The sequence below is a fragment of the Streptomyces sp. NPDC059443 genome (assembly GCF_042750105.1).
Classification (GTDB): Bacteria; Actinomycetota; Actinomycetes; order Streptomycetales; family Streptomycetaceae; genus Streptomyces.
On sequence record NZ_JBHYVM010000001.1, the window covers coordinates 298561 to 320898 of the forward strand.

At 70.2% G+C, this 22338-nt stretch carries 19 protein-coding genes and 3 tRNA genes; 11 read left to right on the forward strand and 11 right to left on the reverse strand.

The annotated features are described in order from the left end of the window. Window positions 1–5: 5 nt before the first annotated feature. From ACFXDJ_RS01405 to ACFXDJ_RS01425, 5 genes are all read right to left on the reverse strand, one after another. Window positions 6–617, reverse strand: a complete 612-nt coding sequence (locus tag ACFXDJ_RS01405) for a response regulator (protein ID WP_384655659.1) — start codon at window positions 615–617, stop codon at window positions 6–8. Next, window positions 614–1858 carry a sensor histidine kinase gene (locus ACFXDJ_RS01410; RefSeq protein ID WP_384655661.1) on the reverse strand — a complete coding sequence of 415 codons (1245 nt, stop codon included), beginning with the start codon at window positions 1856–1858 and terminating at the stop codon, window positions 614–616. The genes ACFXDJ_RS01405 and ACFXDJ_RS01410 overlap by 4 nt, the downstream gene beginning before the upstream one ends. 134 nt (window positions 1859–1992) lie before the next feature. After that, window positions 1993–2065, reverse strand: a tRNA-Gly gene (locus ACFXDJ_RS01415). Window positions 2066–2144: 79 nt separating this feature from the next. Beyond that, window positions 2145–2216 (reverse strand) — tRNA-Gly (locus ACFXDJ_RS01420). Between the two features lie 86 nt (window positions 2217–2302). Further along, the gene (locus ACFXDJ_RS01425; protein WP_215025948.1) at window positions 2303–2620 is read right to left on the reverse strand and encodes an Lsr2 family protein; all 318 of its coding nucleotides are present in this window, start codon (window positions 2618–2620) and stop codon (window positions 2303–2305) included. 356 nt (window positions 2621–2976) lie between these two features. Between ACFXDJ_RS01425 and purS the strand changes: the two genes are divergently transcribed. From purS to ACFXDJ_RS01445, 4 genes are all read left to right on the forward strand, one after another. Beyond that, on the forward strand, window positions 2977–3228 hold the full coding sequence (gene purS, locus ACFXDJ_RS01430) for a phosphoribosylformylglycinamidine synthase subunit PurS (RefSeq protein ID WP_008740952.1): 252 nt from the start codon (window positions 2977–2979) through the stop codon (window positions 3226–3228). Window positions 3229–3230: 2 nt separating this feature from the next. Next, window positions 3231–3911 (forward strand): phosphoribosylformylglycinamidine synthase subunit PurQ, encoded by a 681-nt coding sequence (purQ, locus tag ACFXDJ_RS01435; protein WP_384655664.1) that lies wholly within the window; start codon window positions 3231–3233, stop codon window positions 3909–3911. Beyond that, window positions 3908–6157, forward strand: coding sequence for a phosphoribosylformylglycinamidine synthase subunit PurL (gene purL, locus ACFXDJ_RS01440; RefSeq protein WP_384655667.1), 2250 nt, complete (start codon window positions 3908–3910; stop codon window positions 6155–6157). Before purQ ends, purL begins: the two co-directional genes overlap by 4 nt. 110 nt (window positions 6158–6267) lie before the next feature. Continuing rightward, window positions 6268–7059: a sterol carrier family protein gene (locus tag ACFXDJ_RS01445; RefSeq protein WP_384655670.1), complete on the forward strand. Its 792-nt coding sequence runs from the start codon at window positions 6268–6270 to the stop codon at window positions 7057–7059. 111 nt (window positions 7060–7170) lie between these two features. Here ACFXDJ_RS01445 and ACFXDJ_RS01450 read toward each other — a convergent pair whose 3' ends face one another. Then, window positions 7171–8622: a sulfatase-like hydrolase/transferase gene (locus ACFXDJ_RS01450; RefSeq protein WP_384655673.1), complete on the reverse strand. Its 1452-nt coding sequence runs from the start codon at window positions 8620–8622 to the stop codon at window positions 7171–7173. An 88-nt stretch (window positions 8623–8710) separates the two neighbouring features. Beyond that, window positions 8711–8806 (reverse strand): putative leader peptide, encoded by a 96-nt coding sequence (locus tag ACFXDJ_RS01455; protein WP_361590194.1) that lies wholly within the window; start codon window positions 8804–8806, stop codon window positions 8711–8713. A gap of 147 nt (window positions 8807–8953) precedes the next feature. Here ACFXDJ_RS01455 and purF point away from each other — a divergent pair, with 147 nt between their 5' ends. Both purF and purM read left to right on the forward strand, forming a co-directional pair. Further along, entirely contained in the window at window positions 8954–10471 is a 1518-nt protein-coding gene (purF, locus tag ACFXDJ_RS01460) for an amidophosphoribosyltransferase (RefSeq protein ID WP_384655676.1), read from the forward strand. A 144-nt stretch (window positions 10472–10615) separates the two neighbouring features. Beyond that, complete coding sequence (purM, locus tag ACFXDJ_RS01465) at window positions 10616–11686, forward strand: phosphoribosylformylglycinamidine cyclo-ligase (protein ID WP_384655679.1); 1071 nt, start codon at window positions 10616–10618, stop codon at window positions 11684–11686. 122 nt (window positions 11687–11808) lie between these two features. On the opposite strand, the gene ACFXDJ_RS01470 is transcribed toward purM, so the two are convergent. Then, window positions 11809–12081 (reverse strand): DUF3073 domain-containing protein, encoded by a 273-nt coding sequence (locus ACFXDJ_RS01470; protein WP_112449218.1) that lies wholly within the window; start codon window positions 12079–12081, stop codon window positions 11809–11811. Window positions 12082–12380: 299 nt separating this feature from the next. Then, a complete protein-coding gene (locus ACFXDJ_RS01475) occupies window positions 12381–13490 on the reverse strand; it encodes a Leu/Phe/Val dehydrogenase (RefSeq protein WP_384655681.1) in 1110 nt (369 codons plus the stop codon). Between the two features lie 173 nt (window positions 13491–13663). Between ACFXDJ_RS01475 and ACFXDJ_RS01480 the strand changes: the two genes are divergently transcribed. Together ACFXDJ_RS01480 and bldC are read left to right on the forward strand one after the other, a co-directional pair. Beyond that, window positions 13664–14518 carry a hypothetical protein gene (locus ACFXDJ_RS01480; RefSeq protein ID WP_384655684.1) on the forward strand — a complete coding sequence of 285 codons (855 nt, stop codon included), beginning with the start codon at window positions 13664–13666 and terminating at the stop codon, window positions 14516–14518. Window positions 14519–15137: 619 nt separating this feature from the next. Next, window positions 15138–15344, forward strand: a complete 207-nt coding sequence (bldC, locus tag ACFXDJ_RS01485; RefSeq protein WP_003949541.1) for a developmental transcriptional regulator BldC — start codon at window positions 15138–15140, stop codon at window positions 15342–15344. A 657-nt stretch (window positions 15345–16001) separates the two neighbouring features. Here the strand turns inward: bldC and ACFXDJ_RS01490 are convergent. Then, window positions 16002–16075 (reverse strand) — tRNA-Asp (locus ACFXDJ_RS01490). Between the two features lie 69 nt (window positions 16076–16144). Continuing rightward, window positions 16145–20095, reverse strand: a complete 3951-nt coding sequence (hrpA, locus tag ACFXDJ_RS01495; protein ID WP_384847458.1) for an ATP-dependent RNA helicase HrpA — start codon at window positions 20093–20095, stop codon at window positions 16145–16147. Window positions 20096–20215: 120 nt separating this feature from the next. Here hrpA and ACFXDJ_RS01500 point away from each other — a divergent pair, with 120 nt between their 5' ends. The 3 genes from ACFXDJ_RS01500 to ACFXDJ_RS01510 all read left to right on the forward strand — a co-directional run bounded on the left by ACFXDJ_RS01500 (window position 20216) and on the right by ACFXDJ_RS01510 (window position 22260). Next, entirely contained in the window at window positions 20216–20605 is a 390-nt protein-coding gene (locus ACFXDJ_RS01500; RefSeq protein WP_384847461.1) for a hypothetical protein, read from the forward strand. Window positions 20606–20668: 63 nt separating this feature from the next. Then, window positions 20669–21412 (forward strand): DsbA family protein, encoded by a 744-nt coding sequence (locus ACFXDJ_RS01505; protein ID WP_384654493.1) that lies wholly within the window; start codon window positions 20669–20671, stop codon window positions 21410–21412. Further along, a complete protein-coding gene (locus ACFXDJ_RS01510; RefSeq protein ID WP_384654495.1) occupies window positions 21409–22260 on the forward strand; it encodes a cytochrome c biogenesis CcdA family protein in 852 nt (283 codons plus the stop codon). The genes ACFXDJ_RS01505 and ACFXDJ_RS01510 overlap by 4 nt, the downstream gene beginning before the upstream one ends. Window positions 22261–22338 lie beyond the last annotated feature (78 nt).

Genomic DNA, 22338 nt, shown 5'->3' on the forward strand with positions numbered 1-22338 from the left:
AACTACTATACCCAACCCCGGGCCCGTGCGAGACGCACCGCCGTGTGCCGGTTCTCGGCGCCCAGCTTCGAGGCCGCCGAGGACAGGTAGTTCCGTACGGTCCCCGGAGACAGCGAGGCCCGCTCCGCGATCTCCGCGATCGGCGCCCCGTCCCCGGCCAGTTCCAGGACCTCCGCCTCGCGCGCGGTCAGCGGGGAATCCCCCGCGCTGATCGCGTCGGCCGCCAACTCCGGGTCCACGTACCGTCCTCCGGCGTGCACGGTGCGGATCAGCTCGGCCAGCCGCTGGGCCGAAACCGTCTTCGGCGCGAAGGCCCGTACCCCCGCGGCGAGGGCCCGCTTCAGGTGGCCGGGGCGGCCGTGACTGGTCACGATCATGGTTTTGCAGTCGGGGAGTTCGGCCCGCAGCGATGTGGCCACGCTCACACCGTCGGCCCCCGGCATCTGGAGGTCCAGCACCGCCACGTCCGGGCGGTGGGCCCGCGCCATCGCGAGGGCCTCCGGCCCCGAGGCCGCCTCCGCGACGACCAGCAGATCGTCCTCCAGTCCCAGCAGCGCGGCCAGCGCGCCCCGGATCAGGTGCTCGTCGTCGGCCAGCAGTACGCGTACGGGGCTCATGTCCGTGTCTCCAGTTCCAGGACCTGTCCGGCCGCCGGGCCGGGTATCTCGGCGCGCAGCCTGAACCGGCCGCCTTCCACCGGACCGGCCTCCAGCGTGCCGTCCAGCACCGCGAGCCGCTCCCGCAGGCCCGCCAGCCCCGAGCCCGGCGGCCCGGCCGGGACCTTGGGGGCCCCGTCGTTCTCCACCACCAGCGTCAGCGCGCCCGAAGGCGCCGCCGTCAGCCGGATCACGCAGCTGCGGGCGTCGCCGTGCCGCAGCACGTTGGTCGTCGCCTCGCGCACCACCCAGCCGAGCGCCGACTGGGCCTCGGCGGGAAGGTCGCGGCCCGCCGCGATCTCCACCCGGCAGTCCATCCCGGCCGCGTGCAGCACCCCGCGCGCACCCTCCAGCTCCACCGCGAGATCCGCCTCCCGGTAGCCGCGGACCACGTCGCGGACCTCCTTCTGGGACTCCCGGGCGATCCGCTGCACCTCGATCATCTGGTCCACCGCCTCCGGGCGTTCGCGCCGGGCCAGCTGTACCGCCAGCTCGCTCTTGAGGGCGATCACCGCGAGGTTGCGGCCCATCACGTCGTGCAGGTCGCGGCCGAAGCGCAGCCGCTCCTCGGCCACCGCGAGCTGCGCCTGGAGCTCGCGGGCGCGGTCGAGCTCGTACACGGTGTCGAGCAGCCACCCGGAGAACCCGCAGGCCGCCGAGAGGAAGGCGGCGGTCACCAGGACCCCGACCGCGTAGGTGGTGGATTCGCCGGGTGAAATGCCGAAGGCGAGCGCCGCCACCCAGACGAAGGCGGCGGTGGCCGGGGGCGCGTAGCGCATCTGCCGGACCTTGCGCAGGCACAGGACGAACGTGCCGTTGGCGAAGCAGGTCATGCCGATGAGGAGGGTCGCGATCAGCGCCGGTTCCGCGGAGCGCACGGTCGCCCGTACGGCGAGTACGGCGAGACTCGCGGCGACGGTGACGGCGGCGGTGACCGCCGCGAGCCGTACGGGGCGCTCGCGCCGGTCCACGATCCAGTCCAGGGCCCGGGAGGAGAGGACCCCGACGATCACGGAGTGCACGCACACGGTCAGGAAGAGCGGGACCCCCAGCGCCAGGGAGGTGCTCTGGACCGCGGCCCCCAGGGCCGGCAGTCCGATCGAGAAGATCTCGATCAGCACGAAGAAGTGGAACGACCAGCGCGTGTACAGCTCGACCTTCCCCGCGCTGCTGCGGTTCTTCCACCACCCCGTGAGTTTCATGGCCCCAGTCTCGCGGCGGGACGGCGGACCCGGCCATGACGGATGTCATCGGGATTAGGGAATCCCAGCGGTATCCGGCGGTATCCGGGCATACGAAGAAGGCCCCGATCGATGATCGGGGCCTTCATACGCTGAGCGGACGACGCGACTCGAACGCGCGACATCCACCTTGGCAAGGTGGTGCTCTACCAACTGAGCTACGTCCGCATGCTTCCCACGACAAAGCTGCCGTGCGATGCGTGCATCACTCTACCTGATCCACAACCGTGGTCGATAAAGCCTGCAGAGCGGGTGACAGGGATCGCACACTGCGCCTTCCCCCTGGAAGGAGGATGTTCTGCTACTGAACTACACCCGCACGACTTCGGGGTCTGACCTGCGGCCTCGCCCCTCGGCGTGATCCACACACTAGCGGACCGGTGGGGGTGGATGGCAAATCGGCCCTCAGTGAGCGGCGTTGTACTCCTCGTAGACCTTCTTGGGGATCCGGCCGCGCGGCGGCACGTCGAGCTGGTTGGACCGGGCCCAGGCCCGGACGACCGCCGGGTCGGGGGCGATGGCCGTGTGCTTGAACGCCTTCCCGGAACGGGCCTGGCGGCGGCCGGCCGCCACGAACGGGGCGAGGCTCTTCCGCAGTTTCTTTGCGTTGGCCACATTGAGGTCGATCTCGTACGACTTACCGTCCAGCCCGAAGACGACCGTTTCCGATGCTTCTCCGCCATCGATGTCGTCGGAGATCGTGACTACTACGCGCTGCGCCACGGATATCGGTCCCTTCGCGCGACCCCGCTCCCCCGCTGACGAGCTGGGACGGAGCGTGGTGTCGCCTGTGTGGATGTTTCGGAGCAATGCAACTTTCCGCCCCCGTCACGCGGCGGAAAATGCCGACGCATCGGAGGATTCCTTTGTACCCCGATTCTCATTGCATTGCGAAGCCCAGTTAATTGTCTCCGCGTGTCCCGCCGCAATGCCGGACGCGTGGTTTTCCGGCGGATTTTGCGAAGCGTTGGTGAAGCCGAAACGACGTGGAGGATCGCACAAGGGAGATATCTACCCGCGTAGAAATTTCCTACAGGTACGCTGATGGAACCGCCTTCGCACCAACCACCTCATCGGGAGTGCCAGTGGCACGCGTCGTAGTCGACGTCATGCTCAAGCCGGAGATCCTCGACCCCCAGGGCCAGGCGGTGCAGCGTGCACTGCCGCGCCTGGGCTTCGAAGGGATCGCCGACGTTCGCCAGGGGAAGCGCTTCGAACTGGAGGTGGAGGGACCGGTCGACCAGGCCGCCCTCGACCGCATCCACAAGATGGCCGAAACCTTCCTCGCCAACACCGTCATCGAAGACTTCACCGTGAAGGTCGAGGCCTGACGGTGACCACTCGCATCGGAGTCGTCACGTTCCCCGGAACGCTCGACGACCGTGACTCGCTGCGCGCCATCCGCCTCGCGGGGGCCGAGCCGGTCTCGCTCTGGCACCGCGACAAGGACCTGCACCAGGTCGACGCGGTCGTCCTCGCGGGCGGCTTCTCCTATGGGGACTACCTGCGCGCCGGGGCCATCTCCCGGTTCTCGCCGGTCATGGAGACCATCATCGAGCAGGCCAAGGGCGGCATGCCCGTCCTCGGCATCTGCAACGGCTTCCAGATCCTCACCGAGGCCCACCTGCTGCCGGGGGCGATGCTCCGGAACAACCACCTGCACTTCATCTGCCGCGACCAGAAGCTGCGGGTGGAGAACGCGGAGACCGCGTGGACCGGCGACTACACCGCCGGCCAGGAGATCTCCGTACCGCTCAAGAACATGGACGGCCGCTACGTGGCCGAAGAGCGCGTGCTCGACGAACTGGAGGCCGAAGGCCGAGTGGCCTTCCGGTACCTCGACGTGAACCCCAACGGCTCGCTGCGCGACATCGCCGGCATCACCAACGCCGCGGGCAACGTCGTCGGCCTCATGCCGCACCCCGAGCACGCGGTCGAGCCGCTGATCGGGACGGGCCGCACCGACGGCCTCCCGTTCTTCACCTCGGTCCTGAAGAAGCTGGTCAACGCATGAGCCTCGACACGGTCAAGAACGCCACGGAGACCCCGGACTCGGCGCAGCCCTGGAAGGAGCTCGGCCTCAAGGAGGACGAGTACGCCCGCATCCGGGAGATCCTCGGCCGCCGCCCCACCGGCGCCGAGCTCGCCATGTACTCGGTCATGTGGTCCGAGCACTGCTCGTACAAGAGCAGCAAGGTCCACCTGAAGCAGTTCGGCGAGAAGGTCCCCCAGAACGACGCCATGCTCGTCGGCATCGGCGAGAACGCCGGCGTCGTCGACGTGGGCCAGGGCTACGCGGTCACCTTCAAGGTCGAGTCGCACAACCACCCCTCGTACATCGAGCCCTACCAGGGCGCGGCCACGGGCATCGGCGGCATCGTCCGCGACATCCTGGCCATGGGCGCCCGCCCGGTCGCGGTCGTGGACCCGCTGCGCTTCGGCGCGGCCGACCACCCCGACACCAAGCGCGTCCTGCCGGGCGTGGTCGCGGGCATCGGCGGCTACGGCAACTGCCTGGGCCTGCCGAACATCGGCGGCGAGGTCGTCTTCGACGCCTGCTACCAGGGCAACCCGCTCGTCAACGCCGGCTGCATCGGCGTGATGAAGCACGAGGACATCCACCTCGCCAAGGCCTCCGGCCCCGGCAACAAGGTCATCCTCTACGGCGCCCGCACCGGCGGCGACGGCATCGGCGGAGTCTCAGTCCTCGCGTCCGAGACCTTCGACGACACTAAGCCCACCAAGCGCCCCGCGGTGCAGGTCGGCGACCCCTTCCAGGAGAAGCTCCTCATCGAGTGCACCCTGGAGATCTTCAAGGAGAAGCTGGTCGCGGGCATCCAGGACCTCGGCGGCGCCGGGCTCTCCTGCGCCACCTCCGAGCTGGCTTCCGCCGGTTCCGGCGGCATGCGCGTGGACCTGGACACCGTCCCGCTGCGCGACGCGACGCTCTCGCCCGAGGAAATCCTCATGAGCGAGTCGCAGGAGCGCATGTGCGCGATCGTCGAGCCGCAGCACGTCGAGCGGTTCATGGAGATCTGCGAGAAGTGGGACGTGATCGCCACCGTCATCGGTGAGGTCACCGAAGGCGAGCAGCTGGAGATCTACTGGCACGGCGAGCTCATCGTGGACGTGCCCCCGGGCACCGTCGCCCACGAGGGCCCGACCTACCACCGCCCCTACGCGCGCCCCTCCTGGCAGGACGCGCTCCAGGCCGACGACGCGGGCAAGCTGCCGCGGCCGCAGACCTCCGAGGAGCTGCGCGCGCAGGTCCTGGCCCTGGTCTCCTCGCCGAACCAGGCGTCGAAGTCCTGGATCACCGACCAGTACGACCGCTTCGTCCAGGGCAACACGGTGCTCTCGCAGCCCGAGGACGCCGGCATGGTCCGCATCGACGAGGAGACCAACCTCGGCGTCGCGATGGCCACCGACGGCAACGGCCGCTTCGCGAAGCTCGACCCGTACACGGGCGCGCAGCTCGCGCTGGCCGAGGCGTACCGCAACGTCGCCGCGACCGGCGCCAAGCCGCTCGCGATCTCCGACTGCCTGAACTTCGGCTCGCCGGAGGACCCGGACGTCATGTGGCAGTTCGCCGAGGCCACCCGCGGTCTCGCCGACGGCTGCTTCGAGCTGGGCACCCCGGTGACCGGCGGCAACGTATCGCTCTACAACCAGACCGGTGACATCGCGATCCACCCGACCCCGGTCGTGGCGGTCCTCGGTGTGATCGACGACGTCAACCGCCGTACGCCGATGGCGTTCGCGGAGGCCGGCCAGCTCCTGTACCTGCTCGGCGACACCGCCGAGGAGTTCGGCGGCTCGGCCTGGTCCGAGGTCGTCCACCAGCACCTGGGCGGCATGCCGCCCAAGGTGGACCTGGGCCGCGAGAAGCTGCTCGGCGAGATCCTGATCTCGGCCTCGCGCGACGGCATGATCGACGCCGCGCACGACCTGTCCGACGGCGGCGTGATCCAGGCGCTCACCGAGTCCTGCCTGCGCGGCGGCAACGGTGCGCGGATCGTGGTGCCCGAGGCGCTCGACGCCTTCACCTTCCTGTTCTCCGAGTCCGCGGGCCGGGCCATCGTGGCCGTCCCGCGCAGCGAGGAACTCCGCTTCACCGACATGTGCGGTGCGCGGGGCCTGCCGGCGATCCGGATCGGTGTGGTGGACGGCGAGGAGATCGAGGTCCAGGGCGAGTTCACGCTCCCGCTGGCCGAGCTCCGCACCGCTCACGAGGCGACGATCCCGGCGCTGCTCGCCTGAGCCGCCGCCCGTCGTGGCCCGAGCCCCCGTCCGGTTCCTTCCGGACGGGGGCTCGCGCGTTCCCCGGTCGCACCGGCACCAAGGCGTCCGGCCGGGGATAGGGTCGGCCCATGCCGCCCGCCAAGAAGAAGCCGCGCACCTACGACCACGCCAGGACCCGTGCGGCCGTCATCGCACAGTTCGGGCATGTCCGCGAAGCCGTACGGGGGTTGGACCCCGGGCAGCTCGCCGCCCCGAGCGGGGTCGGGGACTGGTCCGTGGCCGAACTCGCCGCGCACATCGCGTGGATCGCCGACTCGCTGGCCTCCGGCCTGGCCAAGCCGCCCGCCGCCGTCGCCGAACTGCACGCCGCCGAGTGGCCCTTCGCGACCGCCTCCCTCGCCGGGAAGATCGCCGAGGCGGCCAAGGAGACCCTCGGAGGCGCCCCGCTGCCGGAGCTCTTCGACCGGGCCGGCGCCCGCCTGGCCGAGGCGCTCGACTCGCACCCCGGCAGCCGGGTGCTGGACCTGTGGATCGGGGCCATGACCCTGGCCGATTTCCTGGTCACCCGTACCGTCGAGCTCGTCGTCCACACCGACGACCTGCGCCGCGCCACCGGGTTGGACATCCCGGTCGACCGGCAGGCCCTGGCCGCCTGTACCCGGCTGCTCGCCGACGCCCTCGCGCTCAAGGCCCCCGGCGGCTCGGTGGAGGTGCGCGTACCGCCCTTCGCGGTGGTCCAGTGCATCGAGGGCCCCCGGCACACCCGCGGCACCCCGCCGAACGTGGTGGAGACCGACCCGCTGACCTGGATCCGCCTCGCCACGGGCCGTACGAGCTGGGTCGAGGCGCTGGACGGGGCCCGGGTCCGGGCCAGCGGGGAGCGCGCCGACCTCACGGGGCTGCTCCCCCTGATGAGCTGAGCCGACCTCGGTCCCGGGCCCCGTCCACAGGCTGTGGACCACGGCGCGGGATCGGGATCGGCATCGGCATCGGCATCGGCATCGCCACCAGCACCGGCACCGGCACCGGCGTCAGCCCGGGTAGGGCAGCAGCCCCGCGTCCGTCTTCTCCCATGCCGCCCGGAGCTCGGCCAGCCGGGCCGGTTCCAGCGCCGCCTTGTCGGCCTGTTCGCGGATGTCCCCGGCCAGGTTGAAGAGCTGGTCGCGGCCCGCCTTGCCGCGGTAGTACTTCCAGTCCCCGCGGCGCAGTGCCCGCTCCCCGCGGACCCGCCAGAACAGGCTGCGCTCGGCGATCTTCTCGCCGCGCAGCAGGTATCCGGCCAGGCTCACCCCGTCCAGCGGGTACGCCGGGTTCGCGCGGGCCCCGGCCAGCTCCAGCAGGGTCGCCGTCCAGTCCGGGGTGAAGACCGGGACGTGGCTGACCTGGCCGCCGTCGATCCGGGCCGGCCAGCGCACGATGTTCGGGACGCGGATCCCGCCCTCCTGGAGGGAGGCCTTGTTGCCCGAGAGCGGCCAGTTGTGGGAGAAGCGCTCGCCGCCGTTGTCGCTGGAGAAGAAGACCAGGGTGTCCTCCTCCTGGCCGGAGCGCTGGAGGGCCTTCAGCACCTCGCCGACCGAGCGGTCGAGGTCCTCCACCATCTCCTTGTACTTCTCGATCGAGCCGCCGTCCTGGTGCCACAGGGCCCGCCCGTCGCCGGCCTTGATCCGCCGCTCGATCTCCGCGGACTCCGCGGTGTCCCCGTCGGCGATCCACGGCCAGTGCGGGGTGGTGAAGTTGAGGTTCAGCAGCCACGGCTTGCCGTGGTGGTCGCGGGAGACGTACTCGCTCGCCCGCTCGGTCAGGATGCGGGTGTAGTAGCGCAGGTCCTTGTACTCGGCGTCGCCCTCGTAGAGGTCGTACTCCCCGCCCAGACCGAGCTTGGAGTAGTACTCCAGCGCTCCGCCGAAGTTGCCGAAGAACTCCTCCCAGCCCGACTTGGTCGGGCTGTAGTCGGGCAGGTAGCCGCAGTGCCACTTGCCGATCAGCGCGGTCGCGTAGCCGGAGCCGCGCAGCAGCGAGGCCAGCGTCGGGTGGGTGGGCTCCAGGCCGGCCGTCTTGTCGGCTATCGGCTCGGCGAGCCCGCCCTTGGCGCGGCCCGGGTAGCGCCCGGTGTACAGGCTGAAGCGGGTCGGGGAGCAGGTCGCGGAGCCGGAGTAGGCGTCGGTGAAGCGGACGCCCTGGCGGGCGAGCCGGTCCAGGTTCGGGGTCTTGATGTTCGGGGACCCGTACGAGGACAGGTCGGCCCAGCCGAGGTCGTCCCCGAGGATGAACAGGATGTTCGGGCGGCGGGACCGGCGGCCCCGCGCGGCCCGGAACTCCCGCTCCTCGGGGCCCGCCGACCGGGCCTCGGAGGCCTGGGCGGGGGCGGCTCCCAGCCCCACGGCGGCGGCCGCCGCGGTCACTCCGACGGCGCCCCCGAAGGCACGACGGGACAGCTTGCTGTTGTACGAAGACACAGGTACTCCAAGGCGCGGCCCACCCACCCGGCCCCGGGCGGCGCGGGACGGCGCACGGCACGGCGGGGCAGGGCTGGGCGGAGCGGAAAAGGTCAAGAAGGAGGAAGAGTTGTGGCTACGCGAAACAGCGACAGATGGCGCTCGCGACACGGACCAGGTCCACGTGCCGGCGCTCGACGAGGGTGACGGTACGGTCACCGAGAGGCTGCATGGCCGAGAGCCTGTCCGAATGCCCTTGTAGCTGTCAACAAGGTGATCCGAATACCGAGACGCGAGCGCCCGGTCACCCTGCGTGCTGTGACATTTCCCGGGCGTCCCCAATTCGGACCAGTGGTCGATCTCGCCTACACTCGGGGGCGTGCCTCGTGGTGATGGACGACTCAACCACGACCTGCTCCCCGGCGAAAAAGGCCCCCAGGACGCTTGCGGCGTCTTCGGTGTCTGGGCTCCGGGTGAAGAGGTCGCCAAGCTCACCTACTTCGGACTGTATGCGCTGCAGCACCGTGGACAAGAGTCCGCGGGAATCGCTGTGAGCAACGGTTCCCAGATCCTCGTCTTCAAGGACATGGGCCTCGTTTCCCAAGTCTTCGACGAAACCTCTCTCGGCTCGCTCCAGGGTCATATCGCGGTCGGTCACGCCCGCTACTCGACCACCGGAGCCTCCGTCTGGGAGAACGCTCAGCCGACCTTCCGTGCGACCGCCCACGGCTCCATTGCCCTGGGTCACAACGGCAACTTGGTGAACACCGCCGAGCTCGCCGAAATGGTCGCCGACCTCCCTCGTCAGGACGGCCGCGCCACCCAGGTGGCGGCCACCAACGACACGGACCTGGTCACCGCCCTGCTGGCCGGCCAGACGGATGACGACGGCAAGCCCCTGACCATCGAGGAGTCGGCCACCAAGGTCCTCCCGAAGGTGAAGGGCGCCTTCTCGCTCGTCTTCATGGACGAGGGAACGCTCTACACCGCCCGTGACCCGCAGGGCATCCGCCCGCTGGTCCTCGGCCGCCTCGACCGCGGCTGGGTGGTCGCGAGCGAGACCGCCGCCCTCGACATCTGCGGCGCCAGCTTCGTCCGCGAGGTCGAGCCGGGTGAGCTCATCGCGATCGACGAGAACGGTCTGCGGACCTCTCGTTTCGCGGAAGCAAAGCCCAAGGGCTGTGTCTTCGAGTACGTCTACCTGGCGCGCCCGGACACCGACATCGCCGGCCGCAACGTCTACCTCTCGCGCGTCGAGATGGGCCGGCGCCTCGCCCAGGAAGCCCCGGTCGACGCCGACCTGGTGATATCGACGCCGGAATCGGGCACGCCCGCCGCCGTCGGATACGCCGAGGCCAGCGGGATTCCGTACGGCGTCGGCCTGGTCAAGAACGCCTACGTGGGCCGGACCTTCATCCAGCCCTCGCAGACGATCCGCCAGCTCGGCATCCGCCTCAAGCTCAACCCCCTCAAGGAAGTCATCCGGGGCAAGCGCCTGGTGGTCGTCGACGACTCGATCGTCCGCGGCAACACCCAGCGCGCCCTCGTGAAGATGCTCCGCGAGGCCGGCGCGGCGGAGATCCACATCCGGATCTCCTCGCCGCCGGTGAAGTGGCCGTGCTTCTTCGGCATCGACTTCGCCACCCGGGCCGAGCTGATCGCCAACGGCATGTCGGTCGACGAGATCGCCAAGTCGCTGGGCGCGGACTCGCTCTCGTACATCTCGCTCGACGCGATGGTCGAGGCGACCACCATCCAGAAGCCCAACCTCTGCCGTGCCTGCTTCGACGGCGAGTACCCCATGGAGCTGCCCGACCCGCAGCTCCTGGGCAAGCAGCTTCTGGAGACGGAGCTGGCCGGCGGCACGGACGCCGCCGACGCGCTCCGGCGCCCGTAGGGCCCGCAGCCCCGTAGAGCACCCGGTCCCCTGGGGCCGGTGTGCCCTGCCCATCCTGCTCAACCTGCGCGGGGCCCTGCCTTTTGAAGCTTCTCCCGGGGCCCCGCACCACACGCAGCAACGACACGAAAGCTCTCTCCTGTCATGACAGAGAAGACCACCGGTGCCAGCTACGCAGCCGCGGGCGTCGACATCGATGCGGGAGACCGCGCCGTAGAGCTGATGAAGGAGTGGGTGAAGAAGACGCAGCGCCCCGAGGTCCTCGGCGGCCTCGGCGGCTTCGCCGGCCTCTTCGACGCCTCCGCCCTCAAGCGCTACGAGCGCCCCCTGCTCGCCTCCGCCACCGACGGGGTCGGCACCAAGGTGGACATCGCCCGCCGCATGGGCGTGTACGACACCATCGGCCACGACCTGGTCGCCATGGTCATGGACGACATCGTCGTCTGCGGCGCCGAGCCGCTCTTCATGACCGACTACATCTGCGTCGGCAAGGTTCACCCCGAGCGGGTCGCGGCCATCGTCAAGGGCATCGCCGAGGGCTGTGTCCTGGCCGGCTGCGCCCTGGTCGGCGGCGAGACCGCCGAGCACCCGGGTCTGCTGGGCCCGGAGGACTTCGACGTGGCGGGCGCCGGCACCGGAGTCGTCGAGTACGACGCCCTGCTGGGCGCGGACCGCATCCGTACGGGCGACGCCGTCATCGCGATGGCTTCCTCCGGTCTTCACTCGAACGGGTACTCGCTGGTCCGCCACGTCCTCTTCGACCGCGCCGGGATGTCGCTGGAGCAGCACGTGGAGGAGCTCGGCCGGACCCTCGGCGAGGAGCTCCTGGAGCCCACCAAGATCTACTCGCTGGACTGCATGGCGCTCACCCGGACCGCCGAGGTGCACGCCTACTCCCACATCACGGGCGGCGGCCTCGCGGCCAACCTCGCCCGGGTGATCCCGGACCACCTGCACGCCACGGTCGACCGCTCGACCTGGGCCCCGGGCGCGATCTTCGACCTGGTCGGCAAGGCCGGGCAGGTGGAGCGCCTGGAGCTGGAGAAGACCCTGAACATGGGCGTCGGCATGATGGCCGTGGTCCCGCAGGGATCGGTGGACGTGGCCCTGACCGCGCTGGCCGACCGGGGTGTCGACGCCTGGGTCGCGGGCGAGATCGTGGACCGCGGCGACCACGCCGAGGGCGCGACCATGACCGGCGACTACGCGGGCTAGTACGGCCGCCACCGCGAGCGGACAGCACAGAAACCCGGTCCGGGGCTATGCCCTGGACCGGGTTTCGGTGTTTCAGACCTGGTGTGCAGACACCGCGAAAGCGTCACGCACCGGCGAAAGCGTCAAGCACCGCGACGATGCGCCGAGGGACCGGACTCTTCGTCCTCGTCCTCTTCGTCATCGTCGTTGTAGAGCGCCGCGTACTTGGCGTACGGGTCGTCCTCATCTTGATCGTCATCGTCATCGACTTCGACCGGCACGCTGACAGGCAGCGGCGGATCAGTCGGCGATGCGCCCAGCTCATTGGCCAGACGCGACAAGTCAGTCCCGCCGCTGCTGTACTTCAGCTGGCGGGCGACCTTCGTCTGCTTGGCCTTTGCCCGGCCGCGCCCCATGGCTCGACCCCCTCGGTGACGGGGCTCGACGGCCCCAGAGTCTGACACGCGTTCATGGTTCGGAGCGGGCTCTCCGTGGAGAGACCGTCCGTAGGGGTTTAACGGTACCTGCTTCCGCGGCCATACGGTACGTCGCCCGCATGACGCGCCCCGGTGCAGTACCAACAAGGCGCCCCGTCCTCGCTGGTCAGCTGCGATTTTAGCCCTTTCCTGACGGGCGACCCGCCGAAGCGCAGTGAGTTCCGTCTCGCCGCGCCCCGGCGGGTGCACCCAGAAGCCCCATAAGGGCCTCGTGAGGATCAGGCCTTGCGCGCGGCGCGGGCCTCAGCCATGCGCTGCTCGGCGATCCGGTCGGCGGCGGCGGCCGGCGGGATCCCGTCCGACTTCGCACGTGCGAAGATCGCCAGCGTGGTGTCGAAGATCTTCGCCGCCTTCGCCTTGCAGCGGTCGAAGTCGAAGCCGTGGAGCTCGTCGGCCACCTGGATGACCCCGCCCGCGTTGACCACGTAGTCCGGCGCGTAGAGGATCCCGCGGTCCGCGAGGTCCTTCTCCACACCCGGGTGCGCGAGCTGGTTGTTCGCCGCGCCGCACACCACCTTCGCGGTCAGGACCGGCACGGACCCGTCGTTCAGGGCCCCGCCCAGCGCGCAGGGGGCGTAGATGTCCAGGCCCTCGACGCGGATCAGCGCCTCGGTGTCGGCGACGGCGGTGACCCGGCCCGCGTACTTGCCGGTGGCGTGCTTGTCCAGGATCCGCGACACGGACTCCTCGCGCACGTCTGTGATCACGACCTCCGCGCCGTCCTCCAGCAGGTGCTCGACCAGGTGGTGGCCCACCTTGCCGACGCCCGCCACCGCGACCTTGCGGCCGCGCAGGGTCGGGTCGCCCCACAGGTGCTGGGCGCTGGCGCGCATGCCCTGGAAGACGCCGAAGGCGGTGAGGACCGAGGAGTCGCCGGCGCCGCCGTTCTCGGGGGAGCGGCCGGTGGCCCAGCGGGTCTCGCGGGCCACGACGTCCATGTCGGCCACGTAGGTGCCGACGTCGCAGGCGGTCACGTAGCGGCCGCCGAGGGACTCCACGAACCGGCCGTAGGCCAGCAGCAGTTCCTCGGACTTCAGGACGTCCGGGTCGCCGATGATGACGGCCTTGCCGCCGCCGAGGTCGAGCCCGGCGAGCGCGTTCTTGTACGACATGCCGCGCGAGAGGTTCAGCGCGTCCATGACGGCCTCCTCGTCGGAGGCGTACGCGTGGAAGCGGGTGCCGCCGAGGGCGGGGCCCAGGGCGGTGGAGTGGATCGCGATGACGGCCTTGAGGCCGGAGGCTCGGTCCTGGCACAGCACGACTTGCTCGTGGCCGCCCTGTTCGCTGCGGAACAGGGTGTGCAGGACGCCGTCGGTCATTTCGGTCACGGTGGTGACTCCCATGGAAGAGATTCGGCGGGAAAGACGCCCGCCCTGCGGGTGGGGGAGGGCGTGCTGGGAGCAGCGTAAGACCTGCGGGGCCCGGTGATCCTCCCTGTCCGGGGATCGGAACACTCACGGGGTACGGAGTACCGGTGCGCGCCGCGGGGGAGGACGAGAGCGTGAGCGAATCCCCCGATCCCCGGCTGCCCTCCGCACGTTCGGCGCCGACCGTCCCGTACGCCTCGTACCTGCGCGTCTACGAGCCCCTGGCCGCCTTCCCGGAGCCCGAGCGCACCCACTGGGCCGACTACGCCCGGCGCGGGACCACCGCGACCGCCCAGGACGAACTGCGCCGGTCGCTGGTGAACTTGGTGCGGGTCCCCGTGGTCGGGGTCCCGGCGCACGAGAGCGCGGACGCCTTCACCACCGAGGTGGACGGGGTGCTGCTGGTCTGCCCGTGGCGGACGAGGCTGCGCGGCTGGCTGGCGCTCGAAGAGCTGTCGGCCGAGTTCCCGCCCTCCGTGCTCGACGCCGTCCTGCCCGCGGTGACCAGGCGCCGGACCGCCGAGGAGTACGAGGCCTGGCGCGGCCGGAACCCCGACGCGCGCCCGTGGATCCGTACCGGGGTGTGGCAGGTGCCGCTGCGCTGGTTCGTGCTGGTGGCCGACGAGGAGCGGGAGTACGTGCCCGGCGAGCGGCTGCGCTACCGGACGCCGATGGTGCAGGCGCGGCGCCGGCTCGCGCGGGCGCTGCGGACCCTGCGCGAGGCGGAGGGGTACGGGATGCTCGCCGAGGGGCTGGTGGAGGTCGGGAGCTGGCTGGAGGAGTTCCACCCGCGCTCGATGGTGGAGCTGGACTACGGCGGGCTGCCGCACGCGCTGCCGGCGGACCGGCTGGCGGCCGACCACTCGGCGCGGGACCTGGCGGCGGGCATCGCGGCGCTGCGGGCCGGGGACCGGGACGGGGCGGCGGAGACGTACGGGGTCCTGGCGGAGCGGTGGCGGGCGGTCCGGGAGAGACTCTTCGCGAATTAGTGCCCGACGCGGCACTCGTGCGGGACTGATGCGGGCATTGGTGCGACCGGGTGACGAGCGGAGTTTTGCACCGGGTAGCGGGTCCGGGGGTCCGTGTCCATCGGCCGATCGGCCGAGCACGGAAGAGAACCGGCTGCTCAGGACCGTGATGCCCTCTTTTGGGTCTTTGTTCCGGGACCTACGTCCCGATACGGGCCATTGGCCCAAGCGTGACGGACCGCACTTTCTACACCCTTGCGCCCTTCCCCTACCCTCGTGCCAAAATAGGACAAGGAGTCCGGGGAGGGTTCCTTCCGTCCAACTAAGGGCGGAATGCTCGGCATTTGCACTCTACGGGGGGTCTGACGACTCCTGATCGCTCTGTGACTGATCGTCACAGTGGGGTGACTGTCCGTTATGGGGCGGTCCATCGGCTTCCGTCGCTGATGAACACCTCGGAGGGCAATTCCGTCGGTTTGGCCGTCGAGGCTGGACGGATGGTGTAGTTGTAGTGCCGAGGACAAGCCGTTCGTCCTATAACCGACTCGGCCCGCGTATGTCCATTTCGGGCAACGCGGGCCAAGGTGCAGAATTTAGAGGAAAGAACCGAGATGGTTCGGTTCTCCCGAGGAGGCCGCTCATGACCGCTCGCACCCCTGATGCCGAGCCGCTGCTGACCCCGGCTGAGGTTGCCACGATGTTCCGCGTGGACCCGAAGACGGTCACTCGCTGGGCCAAGGCTGGCAAGCTCACGTCCATCCGCACCCTGGGTGGACACCGCCGTTACCGCGAGGCTGAGGTCCGCGCACTGCTTGCGGGAATTCCGCAGCAGCGCAGCGAGGCCTGAGGTTCCGCAGCACGACTTATTGACGGGTCTATATCGGGTCCCCCAATCCGATGAGCCCCACATAGCTTCATACGGCCGGGCCTGCCCCAACAGGTTCCTCAGTCGTTCGATCGCGCTGGACTCCGCCGGGTCCAGCGCGATCTTTTTTATGCCCTGGTCAGGGTCCTGTCGGACGCGCGTGCGAGGCCGGCCAAGGTGGGTGCAATTACACATATTAAATCGAGCTGGCGTATGGGTGCGATAAAAGCGTGCGTCTCAAAAACTCATGTGGTGACTCCCGTCACAGCTGATCACTCTTGTACATCCGGCAATGCACCCCGTAAGGGGACGTCCGGCGCAGAGCGCATCATGCGGACGGGGGATATTTCCGCCGGAGCACGGCCCGCCGGGGCGGCCGTGCGCGGGGTCCGGTCGTCGCCCCGCCCCCGGTGATCCAGAAAGGGCCTCGCGGAGGCCTCTGGGGGGCTCTCAGGGGCCCTTGGGGGCGCCGTTGAAGGTTCTGGTGGCTCCGAGGGCCTTGATCGCCGCAGGCGGGGCCGGACCCAGGGGTCGGACCCCAGGGTCGGATCCCGGGGCCAGATCCCGGGCCCGGATCTACGTACCCCGGAAACGCATCAGGGCCCGCATCCCTGAAGGATGCGGGCCCTGATGTTGCTGCGAACCTGACGGGACTTGAACCCGCGACCTCCACCTTGACAGGGTGGCGAGCTAACCAACTGCTCCACAGGTCCTCGATTTGCAGCCGCTGGGCGGCTACGAATCAGACTGTACCGCAGCTCAGGGGGTGCAGTCGAACCCGATCAGCGAGCAGGTCCCGGGGCGGCCGCGTCGACCGCCTTCACGATGCGTTTGTCGGAGATCGGATACGCCGTTCCGAGGGCGTGCGCGAAGTAGCTGACCCGCAGTTCCTCGATCATCCAGCGGATGTCCGTCACCGCCTCCGGGACCGGGCGGCCCTTGGGCAACTGCTCCAGCAGCCACAGGTACTCGTCCCGCATCTCGTGGACCTTCTCCATGCGCGTGGTGTCGCGCTGGACCCCCGTGGGCATCTGCTGGAGCCGCCGGTCGGCCGCCACCAGGTAGCGCATCAGGTCCGGCAGTCGGCGCAGCCCGGTCAGGGTCACGAAGCCCGCGGGCATCAGGGCCGCCAGCTGCGTCTTGACGTCCTGGACGTTGGCCATGAGCGCCAGGCTGCTCGTGGACTTCAGCCGGCGCTCGCACGCCTGCCAGGCCGCCAGCACCTGCTGCACCTGCGTGATCGTCCGCACCGTGGTGTCCACCAGGTCCGCGCGGACGGCCTCGTAGAGCTTGCGGAAGCCCGCCTCGTCCCAGGCCGGGCCGCCGTGCGCCGCGATCAGCCTGTCGGTCGCCGCGGTCGCGCAGTCGTCGAACAGCCCCTGGATGGAGCCGTGCGGATTGCGCGACAGGGCCAGCTTCTGCTGGTTGGAGAGGTGGTCCGAGGCGAACTTCGCCGGGTTCACCGGGATGTTGAGCAGGATGAGCCGGCGGGTGCCGAGCCACATGGCCTGCTGCTGCTCGGCCTCGGTGTCGAAGAGGCGTACGGAGACGCTCGCGCCTTCGTCCACCAGTGCCGGGTAGGCCTTCACGGGCTGACCGGCCCGCCGGGTTTCGAAGACCTTGGCCAGCGTGCCGATCGTCCAGTCCGTCAGCCCGGTCTTCTCCACCGACTCCCCGCCCGCCCGCTCGGCGGTGGCCGCGGCGGCTTGGGAGAGGGCCTGGCGGGCCTTCGGCCTGAGTTGGAGCCGCAGGGCCTCCAGGTCCTTGGCCTCGGCGAGGTTCTTGCGGCGCTCGTCGACGATCCGGAAGGTGATCTTCAGGTGGTCCGGGATCCGGGTGAGGTCGAAGTCCTCGGCGGTGACCGGGACCCCGACCATCCGGTGCAGCTCACGGGCCAGTGTGACGTGCAGGGGCTCTTGGAGGGGGTGGGAGGTGGCCAGGAACCGGGTCGCGAAGTTCGGCGCGGGCACGTAGTGCCGGCGGATCGGCTTCGGGAGGGAGCGGATCAGCTCGGTGACGACCTCTTCCCGCAGACCCGGGATCTGCCAGTCGAAGCCCTCGTCCGTGACCTGGTTCAGCACCTGGAGCGGGATGTGGACGGTCACGCCGTCCGCGTCCGCGCCCGGCTCGAACTGGTACGTCACCCGGAACTTCAGCCGGCCCTGGTGCCAGGAGTCCGGGTAGTCGGCCTTGGTGACCCCGGCCGCCTTCTCCGTCAGCAGCATCTCGCGTTCGAAGTCGAGCAGTTCGGGCTCGTCGCGCTTCTTGTGCTTCCACCACGAGTCGAAGTGCGCCCCGGAGACCACGTGTTCGGGGATCCGCTGGTCGTAGAAGTCGAAGAGCGTCTCGTCGTCGACCACGATGTCGCGGCGCCGGGCCCGGTTCTCCAGCTCCTCCACCTCGGTGAGGAGCTTGCGGTTGTCGGCGTAGAACTTGTGGTGGGTCCGCCAGTCACCCTCGACGAGGGCGTTGCGGATGAACAGTTCGCGCGAGACCTCGGCGTCGATCCGGCCGTAGTTGATCTTCCGCTGCGCGACGATCGGCACGCCGTACAGCGTGACCTTCTCGTACGCCATCACGGCCGCCTGGTCCTTCTCCCAGTGCGGCTCGCTGTACGTGCGCTTGATCAAGTGCTGGGCAAGCGGCTCCACCCACTCCGGCTCCACCTTGGCGTTGACCCGGGCCCACAGCCGCGAGGTCTCCACCAGCTCCGCCGACATCAGGAACTTCGGCTGCTTCTTGAAGAGCGAGGATCCGGGGAAGATCGCGAACTTGGCGGACCGGGCCCCCAGGTACTCGTTCTTGTCGGTGTCCTTGAGCCCGATGTGCGACAGCAGGCCGGCCAGCAGCGAGATGTGCACGCTCGTCTCCGGGGCATCGGCCTCGTTGACGTGGATGCCCATGGACTTGGCGACCGTACGCAGCTGCGAGTAGATGTCCTGCCATTCGCGGATCCGCAGGAAGTTCAGGTACTCCTGCTTGCACATCCGGCGGAAGGAGGACGAGCCGCGCTCCTTCTGCTGCTCGCGGACGTAGCGCCACATGTTCAGGAACGAGAGGAAGTCGCTCGTCTCGTCCTTGAAGCGGGCGTGGTTCTGGTCGGCCTGGGTCTGCTTGTCCGAGGGCCGCTCGCGCGGGTCCTGGATGGACAGGGCCGCCGCGATGACCATGACCTCGCGGACGCAGTTGTTCTTGTCCGCCTCCACCACCATGCGGGCGAGCCGCGGGTCCACCGGGAGCTGGGAGAGCTGGCGGCCCATGGGCGTGAGCCGGTTCTTGCCACCCTCCTTGGACGCGGTCTTCTCGGCGGGGTCGAGGGCCCCCAGCTCCTGGAGGAGCTGGACGCCGTCGCGGATGTTGCGGTGGTCCGGCGGGTCGATGAAGGGGAACTTCTCGATCTCGCCGAGGCCGGCCGCGGTCATCTGGAGGATGACGGATGCCAGGTTGGTGCGCAGGATCTCGGCGTCCGTGAACTCCGGACGGCTGTTGAAGTCGTCCTCGGAGTAGAGGCGGATGCAGATGCCGTCCGAGGTACGGCCGCAGCGGCCCTTGCGCTGGTTGGCGCTGGCCTGCGAGATCCGCTCGATGGGCAGCCGCTGGACCTTGGTGCGGTGGCTGTAGCGGGAGATGCGGGCGTTGCCCGGGTCGATCACGTACTTGATGCCCGGGACGGTGAGGGAGGTCTCGGCGACGTTGGTCGCCAGGACGATCCGGCGGCCCGTGTGCTGCTGGAAGACCCTGTGCTGCTCGGCGTGCGAGAGACGCGCGTAGAGGGGGAGGACCTCCGTGAACCGTAGGTTCCGCTTGTTCAGCGCGTCCGCCGTGTCGCGGATCTCGCGCTCGCCGGAGAGGAAGACCAGGATGTCGCCGGGGCCCTCGGACTGGAGCTCGTCCACGGCCTCGCAGATCGCGGTGATCTGGTCGCGGTCGCTGTCCTCGGAATCTTCTTCGAGCAGCGGGCGGTAGCGCAGCTCCACCGGATACGTACGGCCGCTGACCTCGACGATCGGGGCCTCGCCGAAGTGCCGGGAGAAGCGCTCGGGGTCGATCGTCGCCGAGGTGATGATCACCTTGAGGTCGGGGCGCTTGGGCAGCAGCGTGGCGAGGTAGCCGAGCAGGAAGTCGATGTTCAGCGACCGCTCGTGGGCCTCGTCGATGATGATCGTGTCGTACGCGCGCAGCTCGCGGTCCGTCTGGATCTCGGCGAGCAGGATGCCGTCCGTCATCAGCTTCACGAAGGTCGCGTCCTGGTCCACCTGGTCGGTGAAGCGGACCTTCCAGCCGACCGTCTGCCCGATCTCGGACTTCAGCTCCTCCGCGATGCGCTCCGCGACCGTGCGGGCAGCGATCCGGCGGGGCTGGGTGTGGCCGATCATGCCCCGGACGCCGCGCCCCAGCTCCATGCAGATCTTGGGGATCTGCGTGGTCTTGCCGGAGCCGGTCTCGCCCGCGACGATCACGACCTGATGGTCGCGTATCGCCTCGGCGATCTCGTCCTTCTTCTGGCTGACGGGAAGGTTCTCGGGATACGTGACCTCCGGCATCCGCGAGGCGCGCCCGGCCAGTCGCGCGGCGGCCTTTTCGGCCTCCGCGGCGATCTCGTCGAGTACGGCCTGCTTGGCCTCGGGCTTGCGGATGCGGCGGGCGCCTTCGAGGCGGCGGCCGAGGCGGTGCGCGTCACGGAGGGAGATCTCACCGAGAAGCGTCTGCAGGGCGGCGAAGGAAGTAGACATACCTGGTCGAGGATCTCACCCGCAGGTGCCGGGTGGCGAACGCATTTGTGGGGCGGACCCGTACCATTTCGGGACGACTCCCCCCAGCCCGCCCCAGTACCGAGTGAGAGGCCGCCCACGATGTCCCGCCCCCGCCGGCTCCGCTGCGTGTTCGCGGTGCTGCTGGGCTGGGCACTGCTGGCCGGTGCCTTCGCGGGCGCGGCCGCCGCGCAGCCGGCCGCCGGGCAGGGCCTCGTACGGGCCGTCGGCCCCGCTGGGCCGGGATCCGACCTCGCCGCGGCCTTCGCCCACGCCGACTCCCCCGGGCCCGCCTGCGCCCCCGGGTCCCCCGGCCGCGACGGCCTGCCCGCGCTGCCCGTGCGGGCCGGGGCCGACCAGGCGCAGGCCCCGCCCGCGGGGTCGCCGTCGGGGGTGCCGGGCCGGCCGCACGCGATACCCGTACGGGTTCCCGTACACGGGCCCGGCCAGTCGGCGCCGTCCCCGCTGGAGCTGTCCGTGATGCGGGTCTAGGAGGACCGGTCGTATCCGCCCGGTCCGCCTCACCCCGCAGCCACACAGCTCTGGAGCACCCGTATGCCCTCTTCCTCCTCCGCCCGCAAGCCCCTGCTGATCTCCGCCGGGGTCGCCGTCGCCGCCGTCACCCTCGGCATCGTCTCCTGGCAGGCGAGCGCGCCCGCCGACAAGCCTTCCGGCGGCCCGGCCGCGGCAGCGGCTCCCCGTACCGACCCCGCCACCGAGCTGAAAGCCCTGGCCCGGCGCGAGTCCGGCGACAAGCTCGCCGCCGGCCGGGCCGACGCGCCCGTGGTTCTGATCGAGTACTCCGACTTCAAGTGCGGCTACTGCGGGAAGTTCGCCCGCGACACCGAGCCCGAGCTGGTGAAGAAGTACGTGGAGGACGGCACCCTGCGCATCGAGTGGCGCAACTTTCCGATCTTCGGCGCCGACTCCGAGGCCGCCGCCAAGGCCGCCTGGGCCGCCGGGCAGCAGGACCGCTTCGCGCAGTTCCACGCGGCCGCGTACGCCGAAGGCTCCAAGGAGAAGGGCTTCGGCGAGGCCCGGCTGGAGGAGCTGGCGCGCCAGGCCGGGGTCCCGGACCTGGAGCGCTTCAAGAAGGACATGGCCGGGGAGGAGGCCGCCGCCGCCCTGCGGAAGGACCAGGAGGAGGGCTACCGCATCGGCGTCACCTCCACCCCGTCCTTCCTGGTCAACGGGCAGCCCATCGCCGGCGCCCAGCCCATGGACGCCTTCGCCGCCGCCATCGCCAAGGCCAAGGCGCAGGCCCAGGCGCAGCCGCAGGCCGGGGCGGGCGCGAAGTGACCGACATCGGATACCTGGCCGCCCTGCTCGGCGGCCTCCTCGCGCTGCTCAGCCCGTGCAGCGCACTGCTCCTGCCCGCCTTCTTCGCCTACTCCATCGACTCCGCCTCGCGGCTGCTGGCCCGTACCGGGATCTTCTACGCGGGCCTCGCGAGCACCCTCGTACCGCTGGGCGCGGCCGGTTCGTACGCCGGGCGGTTCTTCCACAGCAACCGGGAAGGGCTGGTGCTCTTCGGCGGCTGGCTGATCATCGCGCTCGGGCTCGCCCAGATCCTCGGCCTCGGCTTCGCCTCGAAGCGGATCTCGGAGCTGTCGGGGAAGATCCGGCCGACGACCGCCCTGTCGGTGTACGCGCTCGGCGCGGTCTACGGGCTGGCCGGCTTCTGCGCGGGCCCGATCCTGGGCAGCGTCCTGACGGTGGCGGCGGTCAGCGGCAGCCCGGTCTACGGGGGCCTCCTGCTGGCGGTGTACGCACTGGGCATGGCGGTGCCGTTGTTCCTGCTGGCGCTGCTCTGGGAGCGCTTCGACCTCGGCCGCCGCCGCTGGCTGCGCGGCCGGGCCCTCCCGATCGGCCGCTTCGAGCTGCACACGACCTCGCTCGCGTCGGGCCTGTTCTTCATCGTGCTCGGCGCGCTGTTCCTGGTCTACGACGGGGCGAGTGCGCTGCCGGGGCTGCTGGACGTGGACGACTCGTTCGCGGTGGAGCAGTGGGTGCGGTCGGTCGCGGACGCGGTGCCGGACTGGGCGCTGCTCGGGCTGGTCGCGGTGGCGGCCACGGGCGTCGGGCTGGCGCAGTGGCGCCGCCGGGCGCGCGCGGAGGCCGCGCGGGTCACCGTAGGGGAGGAGTAACGCAAGAAGGGCCCCGCCGCTGGTTGGGGGGGGGTTTTTGCGACGGTGGGGGGGGGGCGGGGGGGTCCCGCGCCCGCT